Origin of the sequence: Streptomyces sp. NBC_00582, from assembly GCF_036345155.1 — a bacterium.
Taxonomy (GTDB): Bacteria; Actinomycetota; Actinomycetes; order Streptomycetales; family Streptomycetaceae; genus Streptomyces.
The window spans coordinates 3425838-3445927 of record NZ_CP107772.1 but is presented as its reverse complement, the minus strand read 5'-3'; the positions used below and the strand labels follow the sequence as shown (position 1 = coordinate 3445927).

Sequence of the window (20090 nt, the reverse complement as noted above, 5' to 3'; positions counted from 1 at the left end):
GCGGACACGGGGTGTTCCACTGCCCCGCCGCTCCACGGTCCCCCCTCGGTTCCCCCACCCCTAGGGTGTATCCAACGGACCCGGTTCATTCACCCGTCCGGGCAGGCGCTCGGAGTGAACCGAGGGAGCGCAGGGGGGCGCTTTCGTTCCGGGGTCTGTCCTCTTGATCATCGCCCGCCTACCGTCGAACCGAGGGCACAAGGGCGCTGCGGGGAGGTAGGGCGATGGCGGGACGGGGCCCGTGGACGGACGAGGACGACCCCGGTGTGCACATCACCCCCGCCGACCCGCCCCCGCACCAACCACCCGGCGAGGCCCACCCCGCCGACTGTCTCGTCCTGCTGCGCGACCTCGCGGGCCGCCCGCGCGGCACCGGCTTCGTCGCCGACCACCTCGGCACGGTCGTCACCAGCCACGAGGTCGTGGACGGCCTGCCCCGGCTCGTCCTGTACGGCGCCGGGGACCGCGCGTGCGCCGTGACCGCCGACGCGGTCACCCCGCTCCCGGAGCTGAACCTGGCCCTCGTGCGCACCGAGGGCCTCGGCACGCCCCCGCTGCCGGTGACCGCCCGGGAGACCGTCGAGACCGGGTCGTACGTCCGGCTGGCCGCGGGCTGCTGGCGGGAGGCCCGGGTGCTGGGCGCGACGCGGGTGACGTACCCGGCCGGCAACCGCCGCCATCCGATCGACGGTGCCGTGGAGCTGGCGATCGGCACCGCGGGCCGGGACGCGCTGCGGCTCGGGGGCGCGGCCGGCGGACCCGTGCTCGACGCGGCGACGGGGGCGGTCGTCGCGGTCCTGGGCACCGCCCTGCGCTCCGGCGACCGCGAGGCCGGCTTCGCCGTCCCCCTGCGCCCCGCCGCCCCCGGCCCGCTGGCCGAGCTGCTCGCCCGCAACGCGGCGACCGTGCCCGCGTACGGAGCCGACCTCAATCTCGCGGGCGTCCTGGAGCTCACCGCGACCTCGGTCGCCTCGGACGGCCCGCCCGGCACCCTCCGCGCACACCCGGGCGGCCCCCGCGCAAGCACCGTGACCCCGGTCGAACGCGCGGCGCCCGCCCGGGAGTTCGCCGCCTTCGCCGCCGGCCCGACGGCCGTCCTCGGCCTGGTCGGCGCACCGGGCAGCGGCCGTACGACGGAACTCGCGGCCCTCGCCGCCCGCCGTGCCCGCGGCCCGCAACCCGCCCCCACCCTCTGGCTGCGCGGCGCCGACCTCCGCGAGGACGACGACTCGATCGCCGACGCGGCCCGCAGGGCGCTGACCCGCGCCGCCCGTATCGTGGCCGCCGCGCACCCCGGGCGCCGGGAACCGGGCGGGCCGCCCGCGCCGCCCGCCGACCTCGGCGACATCCGCCCCGACCGCCTGGCCCGCCTCGCGCACGCCGCCGGGCGCCCGCTGCTCCTGCTGCTGGACGGCCCCGAGGAGATGCCGCCCGTCCTCGCCCACCGGCTGGCCGACTGGACCGAGGGCACCGCGCGGTGGCTGCGGCGGACGGGCGCACGGCTGACGGTGGCCTGCCGCGCCGAGTACTGGGAGCGGGCCGGGACCGTGTTCCCGCCCGAGATGCTGTACGACGGCACACAGCCCCGCGAGGAGAGCGTCGGCGCGCTGCCGCCCTGCGTCCCGCTCGGCGACCTCACCCCGGACGAGGCGCGCACCGCCCGCGCCCGGTACGGCGTCCCCGACACCGCGCTCGGCGGCCCCGACGCCCGGCACCCGCTGATGATCCGGCTCCTCTCCGAGATCCGCGCCGCCCTGCCGGACCCCCCGCCCGACCACCCCGTCGACCGCCACGACGTCCTCTCCGCCCACCTCGACCTGATGTGCCTGCGCGTCGCCGTCCGCCTCGCCGCCGAGAACGGCCTGCGCGGCACCGCCGTCCGCCGGCTCGCCGCGAAGGTCTCCGGTCAGGTCCACGAGGCCGCCCGCCGCAGCCTGGGGCCCGGACAGGGCGAGCTGGACCGGGCGTCCTTCGAGGCCGTGTTCCCCTGGGGACCCGCGCCCGCCCGCCTCGGCGGCGGCACCGGCTGGGCCTCCGCCGTCCTCACCGAGGGACTGCTGGTGCCCGCCGGCGGCGGCTACCGCTTCGCCCACGAGGAACTCGCCGACTGGATCCAGGGCGTCCACCTCGACCTCGACGAGGCCCTGCGCGCCCTCGTCCACCGCCGCCGCACCCCCGAGGCCGGCCCTCCCGTCCCCGTCCCGCACCACCGCATCGGCCCCGTCGTCCACGCCCTGCTCCTCCTCGGCCGCCAGCAGGGCGCCCCGCAACTCCTGGCCCGCCTGCAGCAGTTGCTGTGCGCGCTGGGGAGCGAGGGGGAGTCCTGGTGGGCCGCCCGGCTGCTCGCCGAGACCCTGCTGCGCGTCCCGGACGCCACCCCGTACGCGGAAGTCCTCCGGCTGCTCGCCGACCGGATCGCCACGGCGGAGGGCGAACGCACGGTCCGGCGTCCCGAGTTCGGCCCCGCCTTCTGGACCCGACTCGCCCTTCCCCCCGACCTCCGCCTGGACCTGCTACGCCGACTGGTCCTCGCCGACACGGCCCCGGAGGGCGTCGGTGCCCCCCGTTACCTGGACGCCGTCGCGCGTCTCCTCGTCGGCGACACCACCGCCGTACAGCGGTGTCTCACCCGGTGGTTCGACGACGAGCGACCGCTGCCCGCGACCCCGCACGCCACGGTCGCGACGGCCGCGCAGGCGCTGCTGCACACGCACCGGCACCGCGCGCCGGACGACCTCACCGAGGTCCTCGTCGGCTGCGGCCACCGGCGGGCCGACGAGCTGCTCGCCGTGCTCGCGGAGGACGAGCCGTCCGCGCTCTGCCGCGCCGTCCACCGCTGGGCCCACGACGAGCGGCCCGCCCGGCGGATCGCGGCGCTGGCGTACTCCCGGCGCACCGCCCCGTACGCGACCCGTGACGCCGACCGGGTCCTGCTGCGCCACGCGGCCCTCACCGTGCTCTCCCGCCCCGACGACCACACCCTGCACGGTGGCGCGCTCGCCCTCCTCGTCCGGGACCCCGAGACCCGCGACCACCATCTGCCACAGGCGCTGGAGCGGTTCGCGGCGGGCGATCCGCGGCTTCCGGCGGGCGACCTGCTCACCGCGCTCGAGACCCACCCCGGACCCGTCCTGGACGCCGTCCGGGCCCGGCTGGACAGCCCCGCCGCTAGCGGCACCCTGCGCGCGCTCGCCGACGCCACCCCGCCCGCGCTCGCCCACGAGGTCGCCGCCGTCGTCCGGGAGGCGGTACGACGGCGGCCGGACACCGCCGGAGACGTGGCCGCGTACGTCGACCGCCGCCTGGACCAGGGGCCGGCCGCCCGCGCCGTACTCCTTCCGCTGGTCACCGGTCTGCTGGCGGCCGGAGGCCCCGAGCAGGTGCGGGCCGCGCTGGCCGGTGTGCTGCTCGCCCCCGGCACCCCCGGCTCCCGCCCGCTACGGCGCGAGCTGCTGGAGTTCCTGCTGCTCCACGAGCACACACCGGCCGTCCTGGACGCCGTCCTGCACGCGGCCCCGCAGCGCGGCGGCGAGGAACTGCGCGCGCTCGTCCACCGCACCGGCCTGCTCCTGGCCCGCACCCCGGACGGCGCGACCCGCTTCGACCGCGGCCTGGTCGAGCTGGCCCGCCACCTCCCGGGCTTCGCCGCCAGGGCGACCGGCTGGTTCACCGAGACACCGGGGGACTGGGCGGTCCTGGTGGGCCCGGGCGCCCGGCGCACCCTGGAGGACCTGGCGGGGGTCCGGGTCCCCGCCTGATCCCCGGGCGGCGCCGGGTGGGCGTGGATCGAGTCACAGCCCCCATGCCGATGCGGGCAGGGAGCACCCGGCATGGCACCCTTAGACCTGCGTAAGAGGCAACGGAACATACGGACACGGGTTCGAGGAGCGGTCACAGTGCAGCGCTGGCGTGGCTTGGAGGACATCCCCGAGGACTGGGGACGCAGCGTCGTCACCATCGGCTCCTACGACGGGGTCCACCGAGGGCACCAGCTGATCATCAAGCACGCCGTGGACCGCGCCCGTGAGCTGGGCGTCCCCTCCGTCGTCGTCACCTTCGACCCGCACCCCAGCGAGGTCGTCCGCCCCGGCAGCCACCCGCCGCTGCTCGCCCCGCACCACCGCCGCGCCGAGCTGATGGCGGAGCTGGGCGTCGACGCGCTGCTGATCCTCCCCTTCACGACCGAGTTCTCGAAGCTGTCGCCGGCCGAGTTCGTCGTGAAGGTCCTCGTCGACAAGCTGCACGCCAAGGCCGTCGTCGAGGGCCCGAACTTCCGCTTCGGCCACAAGGCCGCGGGCAACGTCGAGTTCCTCGCCGAACAGGGCAAGGTGTACGACTTCGAGGTCGAGGTCGTCGACCTGGTGCTGTGCGGTGAGGCGGGCGGCGGCGAGCCGTTCTCCTCGACCCTGACCCGGCGCCTGGTCGGCGAGGGCGATGTCGCGGGCGCCGCGGAGATCCTCGGCCGCCCGCACCGCGTCGAGGGCGTCGTCGTACGCGGCGCCCAGCGCGGCCGTGAGCTCGGTTTCCCCACCGCCAACGTCGAGACCCTGCCGCACACCGCGATCCCGGCCGACGGCGTCTACGCGGGCTGGCTGCACGCGGGCGGCGAGGCGATGCCGGCCGCGATCTCCGTCGGCACCAACCCGCAGTTCGACGGCACCGAGCGCACGGTGGAGGCGTACGCCATCGACCGCGTCGGCCTCGATCTGTACGGGCTGCACGTCGCCGTCGACTTCCTCGCCTTCGTGCGCGGCCAGGCGAAGTTCGACTCGCTGGAGGGCCTGCTGGAGCAGATGGCCGAGGACGTGAAGCGCTGCCGTGAGCTGGTGACGGCGGCGGAGTAGTTCTTTCGTAGCGCGTAGCCCGTGGCTGTACGAAGGGCGGCCGGTGTCCCAGGACACCGGCCGCCCTTCGTGCGTCACTGCTGCGGGGGCGGCGGGGGAGGGGCCTGGCCGTCGCCGCCGCCGTTGCCGCCGTCCTGCTGGGGCGGGACGGGGGGCTGCGGGGGCTGCGGGGGCTGCGGGTAGCCGTAGCCCGCCGGGGGCTGCGGCGGCTGCGGATAGCCGTAACCGGCCGGGGGCTGCGGCGGGTACGGCTGCCCGGGCTGCGGCGCCTGCGGGGCGTACGGCGGTTGGCCCTGCGCGGGGTAGGGCTGAGGCTGACCCGGGTGGGGCGGCGGGGCGGCCTGCGGCGGGTACGGCTGCCCCGGATAGGGCTGGCCCGGGAACGCTCCCGGTTGGCCCGGCTGTTGCGCGGCCTGCCCCGGGTACGGCTGTCCCGGCTGGGGCTGGCCCGCGTACGGCTGTCCCGGCTGGGGCCGGCCCGCGTACGGCTGCTCCGCGTACGGCGGCTGACCGGCGTGCGGCTGGCCCGGCATCGGCGGGGCGGCGACCGGCGGCGGGTTGCCGTCGCTCGTCCACAGGCCGTGCATCTGCTGATGCCGTACGAAGTCCTCCGCGACCATCGCGGCGAGGTTGAAGTACGCCTCCCGCACCTTCGGCCGCATCATGTCGAGGTCGACCTCGGCACCGGCCGCGAGATGCTCGTCGAACGGGACCACGACCACACCGCGGCAGCGCGTCTCGAAGTGCGTCACGATGTCCTCGACCTTGATCATCTTGCCGGTCTCGCGGACCCCCGAGATGACGGTGATGGACCGTGAGACCAGCTCGGCATACCCGTGGGCGGACAGCCAGTCCAGGGTCGTACTGGCGCTGCTCGCCCCGTCGACCGACGGCGTCGAGATGATGATCAGCTGATCGGCGAGGTCGAGCACCCCGCGCATCGCGCTGTAGAGCAGCCCGGTGCCGGAGTCGGTCAGGATGACCGGGTACTGCTTGCCGAGCACGTCGATCGCGCGCCGGTAGTCCTCGTCGTTGAAGGTCGTGGAGACGGCCGGATCGACGTCGTTGGCGATGATCTCCAGGCCGGACGGCGCCTGGGAGGTGAACCGCCGGATGTCCATGTACGAGTTGAGGTACGGGATCGCCTGGACGAGGTCCCGGATGGTGGCCCCGGTCTCCCGCCGTACCCGCCGGCCGAGCGTACCGGCGTCCGGGTTCGCGTCGATCGCGAGGATCTTGTCCTGGCGCTCGATGGCGAGGGTGGAGCCGAGCGCGGTCGTCGTGGTCGTCTTGCCGACACCGCCCTTGAGGCTGATGACGGCGATGCGGTAGCAGGACAGCACCGGCGTACGGATCAGCTCCAGCTTGCGCTGCCGCTCCGCCTCCTCCTTCTTGCCGCCGAGCTTGAAGCGGGACGACGAGGCCGTCGGACGGCCGCTCTTCGCCTTCTGCTTCTTGTTGTTGAGCAGCCGGTCCGAGGAAAGCTCCACGGCGGCGGTGTAACCGAGCGGCGCGGCACCGGGGTTGACCGGCTGCCGCTGGTCGTGCTGGACGGCCTGCGGCCAGGCCGCACCGATCCGGGGGTCGACGGGCTGCTGCGGCGTGTGCGGTGCCTGCCCGGCGGGCCCGTGCGCCGGCTGCGCGGGAAAGCCCTGAGGAGCGGCGCCTTGGCCTTCCGGCCCGACGGGGGCGGCCGGGGGCCGACCGTCACCTTGGTGGGGCACACCGGGCTGCATCGGCTGTGCCTGCGGCGGTGCGGCTGGTGCCTGGGGGAAACCGTAGGCGGCGGGGTCGTGGGGCGCGGGGGCCTGCGGGAAGCCGTAGCCACCGGCGGCCTCCGGCGCGGGCGGCTGCGGAAAACCGTACCCGTCGGGGCCGTTGGGGGCGGGGGGCTGCGGGAAGCCGTAGGCCGGCGGCTGTGGGGGCGCCGGTGCGGTGGGGGACTGAGGCGGGGCCTCGCCCGGCTGGTGCTGGGGCGCCGGTGCGGCGGGAGGCTGCGGGAACCCGTAGGCGGGCTGCGGCGGCGCCGGGGGAGCCTCGGGAGCCGGAGCGGGCGGGGCCGCCTCGGGCTGGACCGGCTGCTGCTGGGCCGCCACCGGCTCGGGCTGCTGCTGCGGCAGCGGTTGGGCGGGCCACTGGGCCGCGGACGCGGGAGCCGCAGGCTCGTACGACGGCGGCAACGGCGGCACGCCGCCCTGCGGAACGGGCGGCGGAGCCCAGGCAGGCGGAGCAGCGGCGACCGCCTGCTGCGGCGCCCCGTCCCGCTCCTCGCCCCCGTCGGAGGCGGCGGGCGCCTCGGCGGACTCGGCCGCGTCGGTGGCCTCGGCGGGCGTGGGAACGGAACCCTCGTCCTCCGCCGCGTCGGCGACGGAGTCACCCGCATCCGGGGCGTTTCCGTCGGCGGCACCCCCACCGTCCGGGCCCGTCACATCGGCGCCGTGCGCATCCACGCCCTCGGAACCGACCACCTCGCCCTCGGCCTCGACCTCGACCTGCGCAGGGACCGGGACGGAGCCCTCCTCCCCCGCGCCGTCGGCGGGAACGACCGCGGCGGTCTCGCGACCCGCCTCCGCGTCCCCCTCCACCTCGGTCTCCGCCTCCGCCTGCGCTTCTGCACCGGAGACCGGGACCTGCCCGGCGTCGGAACCCTCTTCCTGCTGTTCCTCGACCTGCTGCTTGAGGGCAACCGGCGCGATCCGCATGGTGGCGCCGCTCTCGACATCCCCGTGGGCGGACCCGCTCTCCTCGACGGGCGGACCCGGCACGGCGGCCGGCGCCTGCTGCGGCTGGAACCCTCCATCGACCGGAAGCCCGGGCACGGCGACCGGCACGGGCGGCGGAGCGAAGGGCGCGGGAGCGACGGGAGGAGCGGCCGGCGGAGCATACGGCGCGGCCTGCGCGGCGTTGACCGGCGGCACGTCGGCAGGCGCACCGGGCACCCCCGGCGGAGCGGGAACCTGAGCCGGAGGCTGGAACGGCGCCGGAGGCTGGAAGGGAGCCAGCCCCGGGACAGGAGGCTGGAACGGAGCCAGCCCCGGGACAGGAGGCTGGAACGGAGAGGGAGCCGGAGCGGAAGCCGGCACCCCGGGAGCAGGGGCCTGCGGTCCGGGAGCGGGAGCCGACGGTCCGGGAATCGGGGCCTGCGGTCCGGGAGCGGGGGCCTGCGGCATGGGAGCGGGAGCCTGCGGTCCGGCAACCGGGGCCTGCGGCACGGGAGCAGGAGCTGGCGGACCTGGGACAGCAGTCGGCGGCCCCGGCGGGGGAGCCGCCCCCGTGTTCCCGCCCGCCCCCGCGGTCGAACCCCCACCCGCGTTCTGCGTGTACCAAGCAGGCGGCGCGTAGTCGATGGTGAACTCGCCCGTCATCTCGATGGCGGATTCCGCGTCGGGCTGGTCATCGCCGGGTGTGGCCCAGCCCCCGCGCGTCCCGTCCCGATCGCTGCTCACAATTCCTCCTGGTGTGGTCGAGCACCCTGAGACACGCTCCTGCCGTGCCCGGGCGTGACCATTTCTCGTCGTACGCGGTGGTTTCGAGGCCGTCCGAGGTCGTCCGACGCACCGGCCCTCCCCGAGGACGCCGACATCCACCCCTCGGGTTTCCGGCATGGCGCCCCGTACCAGCCTAATCATCAGATGCCCCGCCCCGGCAGGCCCGCCCACCCTCAGAAGGCCCCGCAAGGCCCGGAAAGGCTCAGTCCATACGCCGAGGCGTGCCCAGCAGCCCGATCTCCGCGTCCGTCGGCTGCGTCATCACGTACTGCCGGTCGCGGTCGGCGCACCACAGTGTGAAACCGTCGACGAGCGTGGGGAGGGCCTCCACATTCTCCCGGGGCAGCGTCAACGCGCGGCCCACCTCCCGTGCTTCGTCGGGCGAGATCCGCTGCACACCGACCAACCGGGCCTGCCGTATCAGCCGCGGCGCGACCGGGCTGAGGTAGGGCAGCAGGGTCAGCACGGACTGCCAGGGACCGGACGCGACCCGCCCGCGCGGGGGGCGCATTCCGCAGTCCCGCACCACCAGCACCGGCGTACCCGCCGAGGCGCCCTGCGGGGGCACGCGGCCGACCTCGTACACCGCGAGCCCGTTCTGCCCACCACCCATCGCGTGCACCATCTGCACCCAGGCCTGCGGACGCCCCGTCTCCACGGCGACCCGCGCCCCCGTCGCCGCCGCTCTCAGCGCGAGCACCTGCGCGGTCCACAGGCCCCCGATGAGGACGATGTCGTACGGCGTGGGCCGGTTGAGCCCCAGTACGGCCGGCCGCCCCTCGGTGTCCACCCCGATGACGACACCGTCGTCCCCGATGGGCAGCGCCAGCGTGTCCAGTTGGTCGGCGGACAGCACATGCCGTGCGTTGCGTGGGCCGAGCAGCCCGAAGCCGTTCGGGAGGAGACCGCGTCTCCGACGGGGAGCGGCGCCCTGTGGGCTCCCGGACGGGGGCAGCGCTCCGGGTGCGGTTGCCGGCTGCGGGGTCATGGAGGTCACCTCGTTCCTCCCAGAGGAAGCGTGGCGAGCACGCCGGGCAGCTGCTCACGGTCGAGCCGGGCGAGTCCGGCACCCGCGTGCCGGGCGGCACCCTCCAACGCGCGCCGAGCCGACGTCAGTTCGTCGGCACTGCGGCCCGTCACCCGCAGATGGCCGCTCAGCGAGACCGCGTTGCGCTCCCCACGCGACAAGGTGAGGCTGAAGGTGGTCGCGAGCGCCGGAGTCGCCGTGACCAGCGCGAGGAACTGGGGCAGCGAGGGGGCTCTGGTGCCGCCCAACTGCGGCCAGCGACGCACCCAGTACACGGTGTGCCTCCGGTTGTCGCATCGCCAGCTGCGGCTCGACTCCTCGGTGCGCCGCTCCTGCAGGCCGGACCGTCCGGCCTCCGCCGTCACCAGCGGGTTGGCGCACGCCGAGGTGGCGATCGCGGAGACCAGTTCCTCCTCGTCCAGCACGTTCGCCCGAAACCCCGCGCCGGTGAGCCGACTCGCCAGGTGGTCGGCGACGCGTACGACACACTTCTGGGCACCGAGCAGCCCGCCACCGCGTGCTTGGACGGCCTCGGGGCACAGCTCGGGATCGAGCTTCAGGGCGATCCAGGTGATCCGTACGGCCGGAGCACCTGTCTGCTCCTGCAGGGGCGCGTAGTTGGTGACGGCCACGGACTGCTTGGGCAGGTGCAGCGCGGGCGCGGGCTGGGTGTGCTGCACGATCTGTGCGGACTCCAGTCGTACGCCGTCCACTTCGAGGGCGTCCCGCACCAGGCCCAACGGCAGCGGCTGGCGGTCGCGCGGAGCCCGCAGCGCGGTGGCGTCGGCTTCGACCTGGAGCACGACGGTGACGAACGTGCCGTCCCCGATCAGCCCGACCGGCTTGCGGTCCCGGTGGCCGTACGCGTGCGTGCGCAGGCTCGGATCGCACTCCGCGGCCGGTGCCAGGCCGGGCTCGGTGCCCTCCGGCAGGGTGAGCCGGGCGGCCCGCCGCTGCCGTGCCTTCAACGCACGTGCGGTGGCGAGCCACTCCGGCAGGGAACGACCTCGGCGGCGGACGAACGCGAGCGCCACCAGCACGGCGGCGACCGCACCCGACGGAATCAGCGCGATCGGGTCGATCACCCAGCCGATCAGCATCACGGCAGCGGCGAGTTCCAGCAACACGAGACGTTGCAGCTGGAATGAACCACTCCGGCCGCGGCGCGTCTTGAGACGGAGCGTGTCACCCTCCCGAGCCGAAGTGCCCGGAGTCGATCGTCCCGGTGTGGGATCTCCGGCGGGTGCCGAGAAGGTCCGCGGCCGCACCCTGCCGCCCGATCGGGCACGCGTTGCGGAAGCCATCACGCCATCCCCCCGTTTTGCTCACGACTTGTGCGAAATTCGCCACCCCGCAGGGCTTTGGAGCCCACGTACCCTACCCGCTCCACACGTCTTCGCGGACACCAGGCATAGTAGGGGGCCGGTCTGACATCGGGCGGCGGGGGACTCGGGCCCGCCGGGTGTGCTTCGGGGAGATACAGGCACTCATGGCATCACGGCGGGACGAACTCAACGCCTACACGTTCGCGAAGCGGCGCACCCTGGCGGCCTTTCTCCAGCCCTCACCTTCAGGATCGGAGGAGGGCGCGCCCAAACCGTTGCGAGCCGTCGTACCCGGCATGATCGCCGGCGCGCTGACCCTCGCGGCGTTCGGCGCCTGGGGCATGTTCCAGCCCACCGCTCCGCAGGGCTGGGACGACCCGGGGACTCGTGTGATCGTGGGCAAACAGTCGACGACGCGGTACGTCGTTCTCAAGACCGGAAAGACGGTGAGACTGCACCCCGTCCTGAACCTCGCCTCCGCCCGGCTGCTGATGAAGGACGCCAACTACCAGGTCGTACAGGTCGCCGACTCGATCCTCGACTCCGGAAAACTGCCGCGGGGCCCGATCCTGGGCATCCCGTACGCGCCGGACCGGCTCCCGTCGGCCGACGAGGCAGGAAAGGTCAAGCGCTGGGCCGTCTGCGAACAGCCCGGCGGCAAGGGCGACACCGTACAGGAGGCGGCGTTCGTCTTCGCCGACCGTGACGCCGGCAGGACCGAGGGATCCCGGAGACTCTCCGGAGGGGACGTCCTGTACGTGAAAACCCGCACCGGCGATCGTTACCTGGTCGACGCGAAGGGCACGTCGTACGCCGTCACGGGCACCGGGTCCGACGCGTTGACCACGGCACTGGTCGGCTCGCGCGAGCCGCAGCTGGTCACCAAGGAATGGCTCGCGACCCTCCATGCGGGTGCGCCCATCGTGTTTCCCCGGCTTCCCGCGAGCGTGGGCCAGGCAGCAGGGGTGCCCGGCAACCTCTCGGCGGACGAGAACAAGGTCGGCATGGTCCTCAAGACCGAGACCGGCGAAGGCACCAGGTACTTCGTCGTCGTCCCGGGAGCGGTCAAGCCGATCACCGATTTCACCGCCTGGCTGCTCATCAACTCGCCCCAGACGGCGGCGCTCAACATGAATGGCGAAGCCCGTTCCGTGGGCCTGCAGGACTTCACCGCCGACAGCGAGGCCTTCGCCGGTCAGCCCGTCCGGTGGCCCTCCCGGCGGGCCGACCAGGTGAACTCCGCGGACACCGGCTCGGGGCGGGACACCGTGTGCAGCGTTCTGCGGGACGTCGGCGACGACAACACGACGACGGTCAGCACTTGGGCGGGCACTTCCTATCCCGCCGAGATCACGGCCGACGGCACCAGCACGTACGTCACCCCGGGAACCGGTCTGCTGTACACGCAGTCGCAGGGCACCGAGTCCGACGCGGGGTCGCTGTTCCTCGTCACCGACACGGGTCTTCGCTATGCGGTGCAGGCCAACGGCGACAGCGACAGCGACAAGTCGGACATCGGAGCCGACGGCAAGAGATCCTCCGACGGCAGCCCGGAACCCAGCGAGGCCCAGGTCAAGCTCGGCTACGAGAACGTACGGCCGGCCCGAGTGCCGCTCGTCTGGTCGGAGTTCCTGGCGAAAGGGCCACGTCTGGACACCAACAGCGCCCGCCAGCCGCAGGGTTCGTGACCCGATCCAACGCATCCGCAGACCCCTGACCCACGGACAAGGACAGGAGCGACATACCGGTGTCGCCTTCGAAGGCAGCCCTGTGGGCCGCCGCCACGGTGCTGACCACGCTGGCCGCCTGCCCCCCTGCCGTGCCGGCGATCTCCACGCCGGGGGAGGACCCCGCACGCCCACGACTGGACGGCAGCGGCACCTGCACGTTCCCCGCCGATCCCATCAAGGGCCGGCCGTGGTCGCTTCAGCGGGTCCTGCTCGACGAGCTCTGGCAGGGCACCGAGAAGGGCAAGGGCGTCAGGGTGGCGGTCATCGACACGGGCGTGGACGACAAGAATCCCCAGCTCACCTCCGCGGTCGACACAGCGGCCGGCCGTGACTACCTCACCAAGGGCAAGGGCGCCGACCCCACGAACGACGAGGTCGGTCACGGCACCAAAGTGGCGGGCATCATCGCGGCCCGACCGGACGACGACACCGGCTTCGTGGGTCTCGCACCGAACGCGACGATCATCCCGATCCGCCAGAACGACGCCGACAACAGCGGGGACTCCGACACGATGGCCGAGGCCATCACCTACGCCGTCGGCCAGGGCGCAGACGTCATCAACATCTCCCAGGACACCACGAAGCCCCTGTCAGCCACCTCCGCGCTGGCCGAGGCGGTGCGCAGGGCCATCTCCGAGAAGGTCGTGGTCGTTGCCTCGGCGGGCAACGACGGCCTGGACGGCGAGGCGAAGGACACCTACCCGGCGGCCTTCGCCGGTGTTCTCGCCGTGGCCTCCTCCGACCGCAACAACGAGCGCGCGTCCTTCTCACAGTCGGGCACCTTCGTCGGTGTGGCAGCTCCCGGTGTGGACATCGTCTCCACGGTTCCCGGGGGCGGCCAGTGCACGGACAACGGCACCAGTTTCTCGGCACCGTTCGTCGCGGGAGTGGCGGCGTTGCTGAAGGAGAAGCATCGCGACTGGACGACCGCCCAGATCGTCACCCAGATCGAGCAGACCGCCGAACGCTCCGTCAACGGCCACGACGACCATGTGGGCTGGGGCGTGGTGGATCCGGTCCGTGCTGTCCAGGAGTCCGACGTGGCCGATCCCGCGTCCTCGCCGACCCCGGACCCGGGTCCCGCCAAGGCACAGGCGCCGGATGTGGCCCGCTTCTCCCTCGCCGAGACCCCTCAGGAGCGTGACGAGCGGTACGCCACCTACGCGCTCGGTGTGACCACCACCCTCGTCGCGGTCATCGCCGGCACCGCCGTCGCGGCCCGGGACCTGCGGCGTCGGCGCGGGAAGGGTGCTCCGGAGTGAGGTCGGAGCGAACTCCCCTGAGCGCCCTTTGCAGTTGGAAGCACCAAGGCAAGTGACTAGAGTGTGCGGAGGTATCACCTCAGTGATACGCACGGGGGCGGTGCGACGCTGCGACCGCGCGGCGGTCGCAGCACCTTGCCCGCCAGGAGGGCCTGGATATCCATCCATGGCGACCGGGCACGGTGGCGAGAGGCCATCGTCGCATCAGGAGGAGGGCAGGAAACCATGAGCGTCAATTTCAGCGACGCGGAACTCACGGACCTCGCTGACAAGATCCGGGAGTTCCACCACAACGTCAGCGACCGGGTGTCGTCCCTCAACAGGGTCGTGGACATGATCCAAGGGGGCTGGAAGGGCGCGGCCGGCAAGGAGTTCGACTCCGTTCAGCAAAGCGTGAACCAGCACCTGAAGAAGCTGCAGGACAACCTGGTCGACCTCGAGGAAGTCATGCGGATGAGCGTCAAGGGCTTCACCGCCCAAGAGCAGGAGCGCATCTCCGACATCCGCAAGGTCGACAACTCGTACGAGGTCAAGAGCCGCATCACCGACCTCGCCTGAGCCGCAGCGCACACGCCACTGAGGAGGACCCTGACCATGAGCGACGCCGGACGCACCGCAGTAAATTACGACACCGTCACCCAGGCAGCGATCGACGTCCGCAAGACGGCCGGCGACCTGTCCGAAGGCCTGGAAACCCTGATGAGCAGGGTCCGCGCCGTCGCCGAGACCTGGGAGGGCGAGGCGAAGACGGCCTACGGCACGATCCAGCGCTCCAGTGCGGAGGAGATGGACCAGATGTGCCAGAAGCTGGCCCGCATCGCCAAGCTCCTGGACGAGTCGGTCATCGGCTACTCCGACACGGACCACGGCAACGCGGCACGCTTCCGCATGCTGATGGGCTGAGACCCGCTCTCTGATCTTTGGAACACGAGGGGGAGGCGGCGGTGTCGACCGCCTCCCCGCTCAGCAGGTGCCCTCATCCACGGTGACCGTGAGGTCGTACTCGGGAATCACGGACGGCGATTGGCCCCCGGCCCCCGGAACGATGATTCGGGCCTTGTCGGACTCCGCCTGGGAGACCTTCATACAGAAGGCCCCGTCCACCCCGTCCGCCGTGACGGTGTAGTCGTCGGACCCCTCAACGGACGCTTCAACGGCGACGGCGTAGGGAGGCCCCGACCCCTTACCGGCGTCACTGACCTCGCTGTCGATCAGAGTCGCGTAGTCGTCGTACGTGTCGTCGATCCGCGGTTCCTCCTCGAGAGCGGAGGCCGCATCCTCCACGGCCTGCCGCAGTTCGTCCCTGCTCCATGAGCTCTTGTCGGCGGCGTTGACGACATTGCACCCCTGAAACACCATGACTCCCGCCGCGACGAACAACACCCCGCGCTGCCATGCGAAGGCCCGATCCGACGGCTCATTGGCCTCCGGATCCCGATACCGCCACGCCGCAAAACGCCAGTACAGCTTGCACTGATCGGCGATTCCCAGGGCGGCGAGGACAACGCCGAACAGAAAGAAGAGGACGGCCACTCCACTCAAGGAAACAATCCGCTCTGGAGGTTTGAAAAGGTGTTCTACTGCCTTGATTCGCTGGTAGCTGTGGCGACTACTTGAGGTCCGAATTCACTTTGGGCGGCTCAGGGAATCGTATCTCTTCTGCGCACTTCAGGCCGGACGTCACTTCTTTGGCGGATGCGATGAGAACCTTCGCTGCAGAGTTGGAATTCAATCCGATCCGATCGACGAGAGACGCACGCAATACGGTCTGCCCTGTCTTGCTGGAGAACAGGTCGCTCCGACGGCAGTCGATCACGAGCGCGTGTGTCTCATTCGCGGACTCATAGACGGCGCTGGTACCGGGCTGAGCCTGTTCCGAGGGGAAGGAGCCCGATTGCCAGGCGAACTGAATAATCAATTCGGGATCCCCTCCGGAAGCCCCGTTGAGGGTGCACGGCTCCGCCGCACCCACCTTCGATCCCTTGTTCAGCTCTTGTACCGCAGCAGTGGTTGCCGCGTCACTTGCTCCGCTGGGGGAAACGCCCTTCTTCAATTCCTCGCCACGCCGAGTGTCTTCAATTTTTGAAATGACATCCGAGGTGAAAATTTCGTCGCAGGCTTTGGCGAGCGGTGTCAATTTTCGTGTGGCCGTCGCATCCGTGCCACCGTCGCCGTTGCTGCAGCCGACGGTGAAGAGAGTGATACCGGCAATCAAAATGAGGGGCGCTCGTGTGGCTGGCCGTATGATCGGCATAGGATTGTCCGTCACATTCTTGAGGGAGAGTGGTCAAGATCTTCAGTCGGTGTCAATCTGATCCGACTCGCTGTCGCCCCAGACGTAACCGGACTGCACTCGACTCCTGACGCTTCGGTGCCAGGCGGAGTCCTCGAGTTCAGGATGAGCGGCAATGTAGGCCTCGAGGGGGCTGGCCGCCCTGGTGTACCCAAGTGCCGCATACTTGCTCTTGTTCATGGTTTCCTCTTGATCGAGCTTGTCGTTATAGGCGTCCTCCTGGTCCCTCACATGTCTGTCGATATCGATCCCCGTGCTCGTCTCCAGGGCGCCGCCCCCGCTCTCGATCATCATGGGAATCACGAACTGTGCCACGGCCGCTGCGCCCGTCGCAGCCGCAGGCCCCCCGAACGGCAGCGTCGCCAGAGCGACTCCCGTTCCGATGGCCTGGCTCGCGCCATACTTCTTCCACTCCGATGCGTCGGCCAGGGCATCGCTGTAGTCGTCGCTGGCATCTTGGTACTTGTCGTTGATTTCCGACAGCCGCGACTGGTCGAGTACACCGTTGACCTTCGCGCCCGTTTCGAGCGCCAGGGAGAGGGACTCGTCCGGATTGGGATGGGCCTTGAGCGCGCTGATCGTGTATTCCTGCTGCGCCGCTGAGATGATCTTGTAGGCGTTGGCGTCCTGTCCGACTTCGGACAGGAACCCCATGGCTGTGTTGTGAGCCAAGTTGATGTGACCGGCGCCGTGATGCTGGAACGCGGCGTCACGCCGTGCCTGGCCGTCGTCCGTGTCCCCGAAGTTGGACATGGACCAGTTGAGGTCGTCGATGTAGCCGGCGCCCATCCTTGCGAGGCTGTCCCCCATTCCGGGCTTGCTCTCGATGTAGCCCTCTTGCTTGGAGACGAGACGTGCGACCTGCTCCATGACGTTGGCCGTCGTCTCGTCACGGTGAAGCCCCAGGCTTTGCTGGTCGTACGGCACCCCAAGGGTGGCCGCCTCCAGTGCATGGCCCAGTTCGTCATAGCCGTATCCGCGACTGTTCTCCGCCGTGCTGTTGGCGTTCGGCCAGTCCCGGTCGACCATGAGGTACTTCAGTTCGGGATCAGCCTTGTCACCGGTGTCCCAGTCCTTTGAATAGAAGAAGTCCTTCGCGGCTTCCGGGCTGTGGCCAAGAGCTTCCATATAGCCACTCATCGGGTCGAAGCCGTAGTCGTTGCCCGGCCCGAAGTTCAGGTACGGATACTCGTCGCCTTCGGCCCGCCACAGGTCGGCAGGCTTTTCACCCTTGTGGGCCTTCTCGAAACCGACGAGTTTTTCGCCATAATCATTGAGGAAGTCGTCGTCGTACGACCCATAGTGCATCAGGCTACTCATGACTTGAAATCCGTACGGCCCCTGGTACTGCCTCACGCTTGCCATGTCGGTGTATTCGACTTGCTTTCCGCCGAGAGAAAGGATGTCTTTCTTCCACTCGTTCATGGCGCTGCTATGGGAGTGGGATGCGGTGGCCAGGGTGTAGCTGAGCGATTTCTGGATATCGGCAGATGCTTTGGTTTGATCGTCGCCTGTTTGTCGGCGATCGGCGATGCGAGTCCAGAGCTCCAGTGTCCCTTTCGCGCCCGTCTGTGTGGCGAACTTCTCCGCAAAATAAGGGTCTCCCTCATGGCGTGACATAAGGGTGTTGATCTTCCGGAGCATTTCAGGATCGAGGGGCTCGTTGGCGCCGGCAAGGGCAAGTTTGCTCTTGCTGCCGATCAGTTTCTCCAGTTCCTTGAGATCCTTGTCCGCCTGCGCCCGCCCCTTTTTTGCGTCGGCGATGCTGCTGTATCCGGAAGCATCGAATCCCTTGCTCCGCCCATTGTGATCCTGGTTCAGAGTCCAAGCAAGAGTGGCGTCTGCCTCTTGGGCCTCCGATACGCAACTCTGGATGCTCGTTCGGTAGGCTTGCAGAGTTTCCTGGTAGCTCTTGTTGAGGAACGCGGCATTTTCGGTTCCCTCGGGTGGGTCGAAGTAGACTTCACCGTTGGCCTTGATCGACAAATATTTATCGGATTCGATGTCATGCCGCAAGCTCTTGAGCTTGGCCTGGGTGCGCGTGAAGATCTCATGGGCATCATCGAGCAGTTTATGGATGTCTTCAGCCTCATCTCCTGCAGCGTCAAGTTGCTTTTCTACAGCCTTAAGCTTTTTGACAGCTGCTGTCGCGGCCTCGCCGTCCCAGTCGGATCCCTGGATGTCTTTTTCTACGGTGCTTCGATATTTTGAGGCGGCGTCCCTGAACTTCTCAGGGGCTTTCTTCCACTTCTCCACCGCGTCCGACAGCTCCGAGAAGTTGGCATTGATCAGATGCTCAAAATCCAACACTGCTCAGTCTCCGCATGCTACTTGAGGGATTCCTTCTCGCTGCTGTGGCGTTGCTTCTCCTTGATTTCGCGAGCTGCGAAATCCTGGGCGCTTGCGCGAAGAGCTCCCGCGACATCCTTCTCAAGCAACCCCTTTACGTAGTCCATCTGGCCTCGCCACCTGATGGTGAAAGCGGAGAATGCCGATGCCGACTTGAAGCCCTTCAGGCTCGCCGCAACCTGATCCGTTTCCTTCATGGCTGCGTTGTCGGCATCGACGAAGTCGTCACGAACCGTGTCCGCGTTCTTGGCACGCTCCGTCAGCACGGCTGATGTGACGACAAGTCTCGGGCCAGGCGCGCTGCCACCGGCATCAGCAGGAAGCTGGTTGAGCTGCATGCTGCTCTCCTGGCGAGCCACGGCAGAGCTGCGCGCCTGGCCCCACATCTCATCGAACGACACGTCGTTTCCTTCGCTTGGTCAGCGGCGATTGGCTGGTCGTGGCTCAGCGGGCCGAAGGCTGGCCGGGGCCGGACGATCCGTCGGTGGGTGCGCCAGGTACTTGGCCCTGGGGGTGACCGAAGGGCGCATACGGCTGCTGAGAGATGTACGGCGAGTACGCCGGCGGTACGGGCGCGGCGGCCGACTGGGCGACGCGACGTCGGCGGGCCCGAAGCAACGGGACGGCGACGGCGGTGCCGAGGAGCGCGGCGACACCGAGGCCCAGGGCGATCCACACGAGCGCGTTGCTGTTGTCGGCGTCAGCCGCTGTCGAGTCGTCGGCCTGGTCGTCCGCCGCGGAGCCGGTGGCCTGAGACGGCTTCGGAGCCGGGGAAGCGGAGGACGCTGCCGCCAGGTCCGGAAGCGGGTATTCGTCGGCAGGTCCCGGGTCGCCGGGATTCTCGAGCGCGACGCGGGGGCGGACGATGCCGTACCCGAAGTCGTCGTTGCGGGTCCAGCTCTTCTCGTTGCCCTTCATCGTGTTGATGAGGACGCGGAGCACCTGGTTGTTCGTCCAGGTGGGGTGCTTGGACCAGATGAGGGCGGCGGATGCGGAGGCGATGGCTGCGGCGTCACTCGTCCCGTCGGACTTGCAGACCTGAGTGCCCCCCGGGCATGCGTGGTACATGTTTTCACCGGGCGCCGTGACGTCGATCTCGGGCCCCCATTCCGAGAACGCGCTTCGCTGAACCTTCTCGTTGATCGCGCCCACCGCCACCACGCCGGGCGTGGAGGCCGGGTAACCGGGTTGATTGGCCTTGTTGCCGTCGTTCCCGGCAGCGGCGAAGATCAGCTTTCCTTTTTGCAGAGCGTATGCGACCGCGGAGGTGAGGGCAGGAGTGTTGGCATCACGCTCGAAGCTCCCCCCGGAGATATTGATGATCTGCGCCTCGGAGTCCGCTGCGAACCGGATGGCCTTGGTGATCTCCGCGGCGTACGTGGATCCGGATTCGTAGTCGCTGAAGTCTCTACCGCTGGCCGCCAGGCGGACAGGAAGAATTTTGGCCCCGGGAGCGAGCCCGAACGAGCCGTTCAGGCCGCCTCGACGGCCGGTGGCGGCGATGAGCGCGGCGATGCCGGTGCCATGTCCGTCTGGGTCGGTGTGTTCGTCGCCGCCCTGACGCGAATAGTCCTGACCGTCCAGGACTTGGCCCTTCAAATCGGCCAAAGAGTCATCGACTCCGGTGTCGATGACAGCCACTGTCATGCCGCGGCCTGTGCTGATCTTCCACATGTCATCGGCGTGCATGGCGTCCAGGTGCCACTGCCGTGCCCTAACGGACTCGGCGTGGGCTGGAGTCGCAGCGATGCCTACCAGGAGCAGGCCAAGGG

The 20090-nt window shown here is 70.3% G+C and carries 14 protein-coding genes; 6 read left to right on the top strand and 8 right to left on the bottom strand.

The genetic code is table 11. The annotated features are described in order from the left end of the window. Nucleotides 1-224 precede the first annotated feature (224 nt). The gene (locus tag OG852_RS14920; protein ID WP_330348209.1) at nt 225-3758 is read left to right on the top strand and encodes a serine protease; all 3534 of its coding nucleotides are present in this window, start codon (nt 225-227) and stop codon (nt 3756-3758) included. A 138-nt stretch (nt 3759-3896) separates the two neighbouring features. Then, nucleotides 3897-4844: a bifunctional riboflavin kinase/FAD synthetase gene (locus tag OG852_RS14915; protein ID WP_133917684.1), complete on the top strand. Its 948-nt coding sequence runs from the start codon at nt 3897-3899 to the stop codon at nt 4842-4844. 74 nt (nt 4845-4918) lie between these two features. Here the strand turns inward: OG852_RS14915 and OG852_RS14910 are convergent, their stop codons facing one another. The 3 genes from OG852_RS14910 to eccE all read right to left on the bottom strand — a co-directional run bounded on the left by OG852_RS14910 (nt 4919) and on the right by eccE (nt 10663). Continuing rightward, on the bottom strand, nt 4919-8290 hold the full coding sequence (locus tag OG852_RS14910) for an SCO5717 family growth-regulating ATPase (protein WP_330348208.1): 3372 nt from the start codon (nt 8288-8290) through the stop codon (nt 4919-4921). Between the two features lie 244 nt (nt 8291-8534). Then, a complete protein-coding gene (locus OG852_RS14905) occupies nt 8535-9320 on the bottom strand; it encodes a hypothetical protein (RefSeq protein WP_443064530.1) in 786 nt (261 codons plus the stop codon). A 5-nt stretch (nt 9321-9325) separates the two neighbouring features. After that, nucleotides 9326-10663, bottom strand: coding sequence for a type VII secretion protein EccE (gene eccE, locus OG852_RS14900; protein WP_330348206.1), 1338 nt, complete (start codon nt 10661-10663; stop codon nt 9326-9328). A 185-nt stretch (nt 10664-10848) separates the two neighbouring features. On the opposite strand from eccE, the gene eccB reads away from it, so the two are divergent. The 4 genes from eccB (at nt 10849) to OG852_RS14880 (ending at nt 14579) form a co-directional block, all read left to right on the top strand. Continuing rightward, nucleotides 10849-12372, top strand: coding sequence for a type VII secretion protein EccB (eccB, locus tag OG852_RS14895; RefSeq protein WP_330348205.1), 1524 nt, complete (start codon nt 10849-10851; stop codon nt 12370-12372). A 59-nt stretch (nt 12373-12431) separates the two neighbouring features. Next, the gene (gene mycP, locus OG852_RS14890) at nt 12432-13676 is read left to right on the top strand and encodes a type VII secretion-associated serine protease mycosin (RefSeq protein ID WP_330348204.1); all 1245 of its coding nucleotides are present in this window, start codon (nt 12432-12434) and stop codon (nt 13674-13676) included. Between the two features lie 225 nt (nt 13677-13901). Continuing rightward, nucleotides 13902-14234 (top strand): WXG100 family type VII secretion target, encoded by a 333-nt coding sequence (locus OG852_RS14885; protein WP_330348203.1) that lies wholly within the window; start codon nt 13902-13904, stop codon nt 14232-14234. 36 nt (nt 14235-14270) lie between these two features. Continuing rightward, entirely contained in the window at nt 14271-14579 is a 309-nt protein-coding gene (locus OG852_RS14880; RefSeq protein WP_330348202.1) for a WXG100 family type VII secretion target, read from the top strand. 60 nt (nt 14580-14639) lie between these two features. Here OG852_RS14880 and OG852_RS14875 read toward each other — a convergent pair whose 3' ends face one another. The 5 genes from OG852_RS14875 to mycP (OG852_RS14855) all read right to left on the bottom strand — a co-directional run bounded on the left by OG852_RS14875 (nt 14640) and on the right by mycP (OG852_RS14855) (nt 20007). Then, entirely contained in the window at nt 14640-15209 is a 570-nt protein-coding gene (locus tag OG852_RS14875) for a hypothetical protein (protein ID WP_330348201.1), read from the bottom strand. Nucleotides 15210-15285: 76 nt separating this feature from the next. Then, a complete protein-coding gene (locus OG852_RS14870) occupies nt 15286-15930 on the bottom strand; it encodes a hypothetical protein (protein ID WP_330348200.1) in 645 nt (214 codons plus the stop codon). Nucleotides 15931-15972: 42 nt separating this feature from the next. Further along, nucleotides 15973-18279, bottom strand: coding sequence for a hypothetical protein (locus tag OG852_RS14865; protein ID WP_330348199.1), 2307 nt, complete (start codon nt 18277-18279; stop codon nt 15973-15975). Nucleotides 18280-18296: 17 nt separating this feature from the next. After that, nucleotides 18297-18719, bottom strand: coding sequence for a hypothetical protein (locus tag OG852_RS14860; protein WP_330348198.1), 423 nt, complete (start codon nt 18717-18719; stop codon nt 18297-18299). A gap of 43 nt (nt 18720-18762) precedes the next feature. Next, complete coding sequence (mycP, locus tag OG852_RS14855) at nt 18763-20007, bottom strand: type VII secretion-associated serine protease mycosin (protein ID WP_330348197.1); 1245 nt, start codon at nt 20005-20007, stop codon at nt 18763-18765. Nucleotides 20008-20090 lie beyond the last annotated feature (83 nt).

Bases quoted from the DNA above. Each gene is read 5' to 3' on its own strand.
- OG852_RS14870 (WP_330348200.1), bottom strand. From the start codon at position 15,930: ATGCCGATCATACGGCCAGCCACACGAGCGCCCCTCATTTTGATTGCC.
- OG852_RS14920 (WP_330348209.1), top strand. From the start codon at position 225: ATGGCGGGACGGGGCCCGTGGACGGACGAGGACGACCCCGGTGTGCAC.
- OG852_RS14885 (WP_330348203.1), top strand. From the start codon at position 13,902: ATGAGCGTCAATTTCAGCGACGCGGAACTCACGGACCTCGCTGACAAG.
- eccE (WP_330348206.1), bottom strand. From the start codon at position 10,663: ATGGCTTCCGCAACGCGTGCCCGATCGGGCGGCAGGGTGCGGCCGCGG.
- OG852_RS14880 (WP_330348202.1), top strand. From the start codon at position 14,271: ATGAGCGACGCCGGACGCACCGCAGTAAATTACGACACCGTCACCCAG.
- mycP (WP_330348197.1), bottom strand. From the start codon at position 20,007: ATGCACGCCGATGACATGTGGAAGATCAGCACAGGCCGCGGCATGACA.
- eccB (WP_330348205.1), top strand. From the start codon at position 10,849: ATGGCATCACGGCGGGACGAACTCAACGCCTACACGTTCGCGAAGCGG.
- OG852_RS14905 (WP_443064530.1), bottom strand. From the start codon at position 9,320: ATGACCCCGCAGCCGGCAACCGCACCCGGAGCGCTGCCCCCGTCCGGG.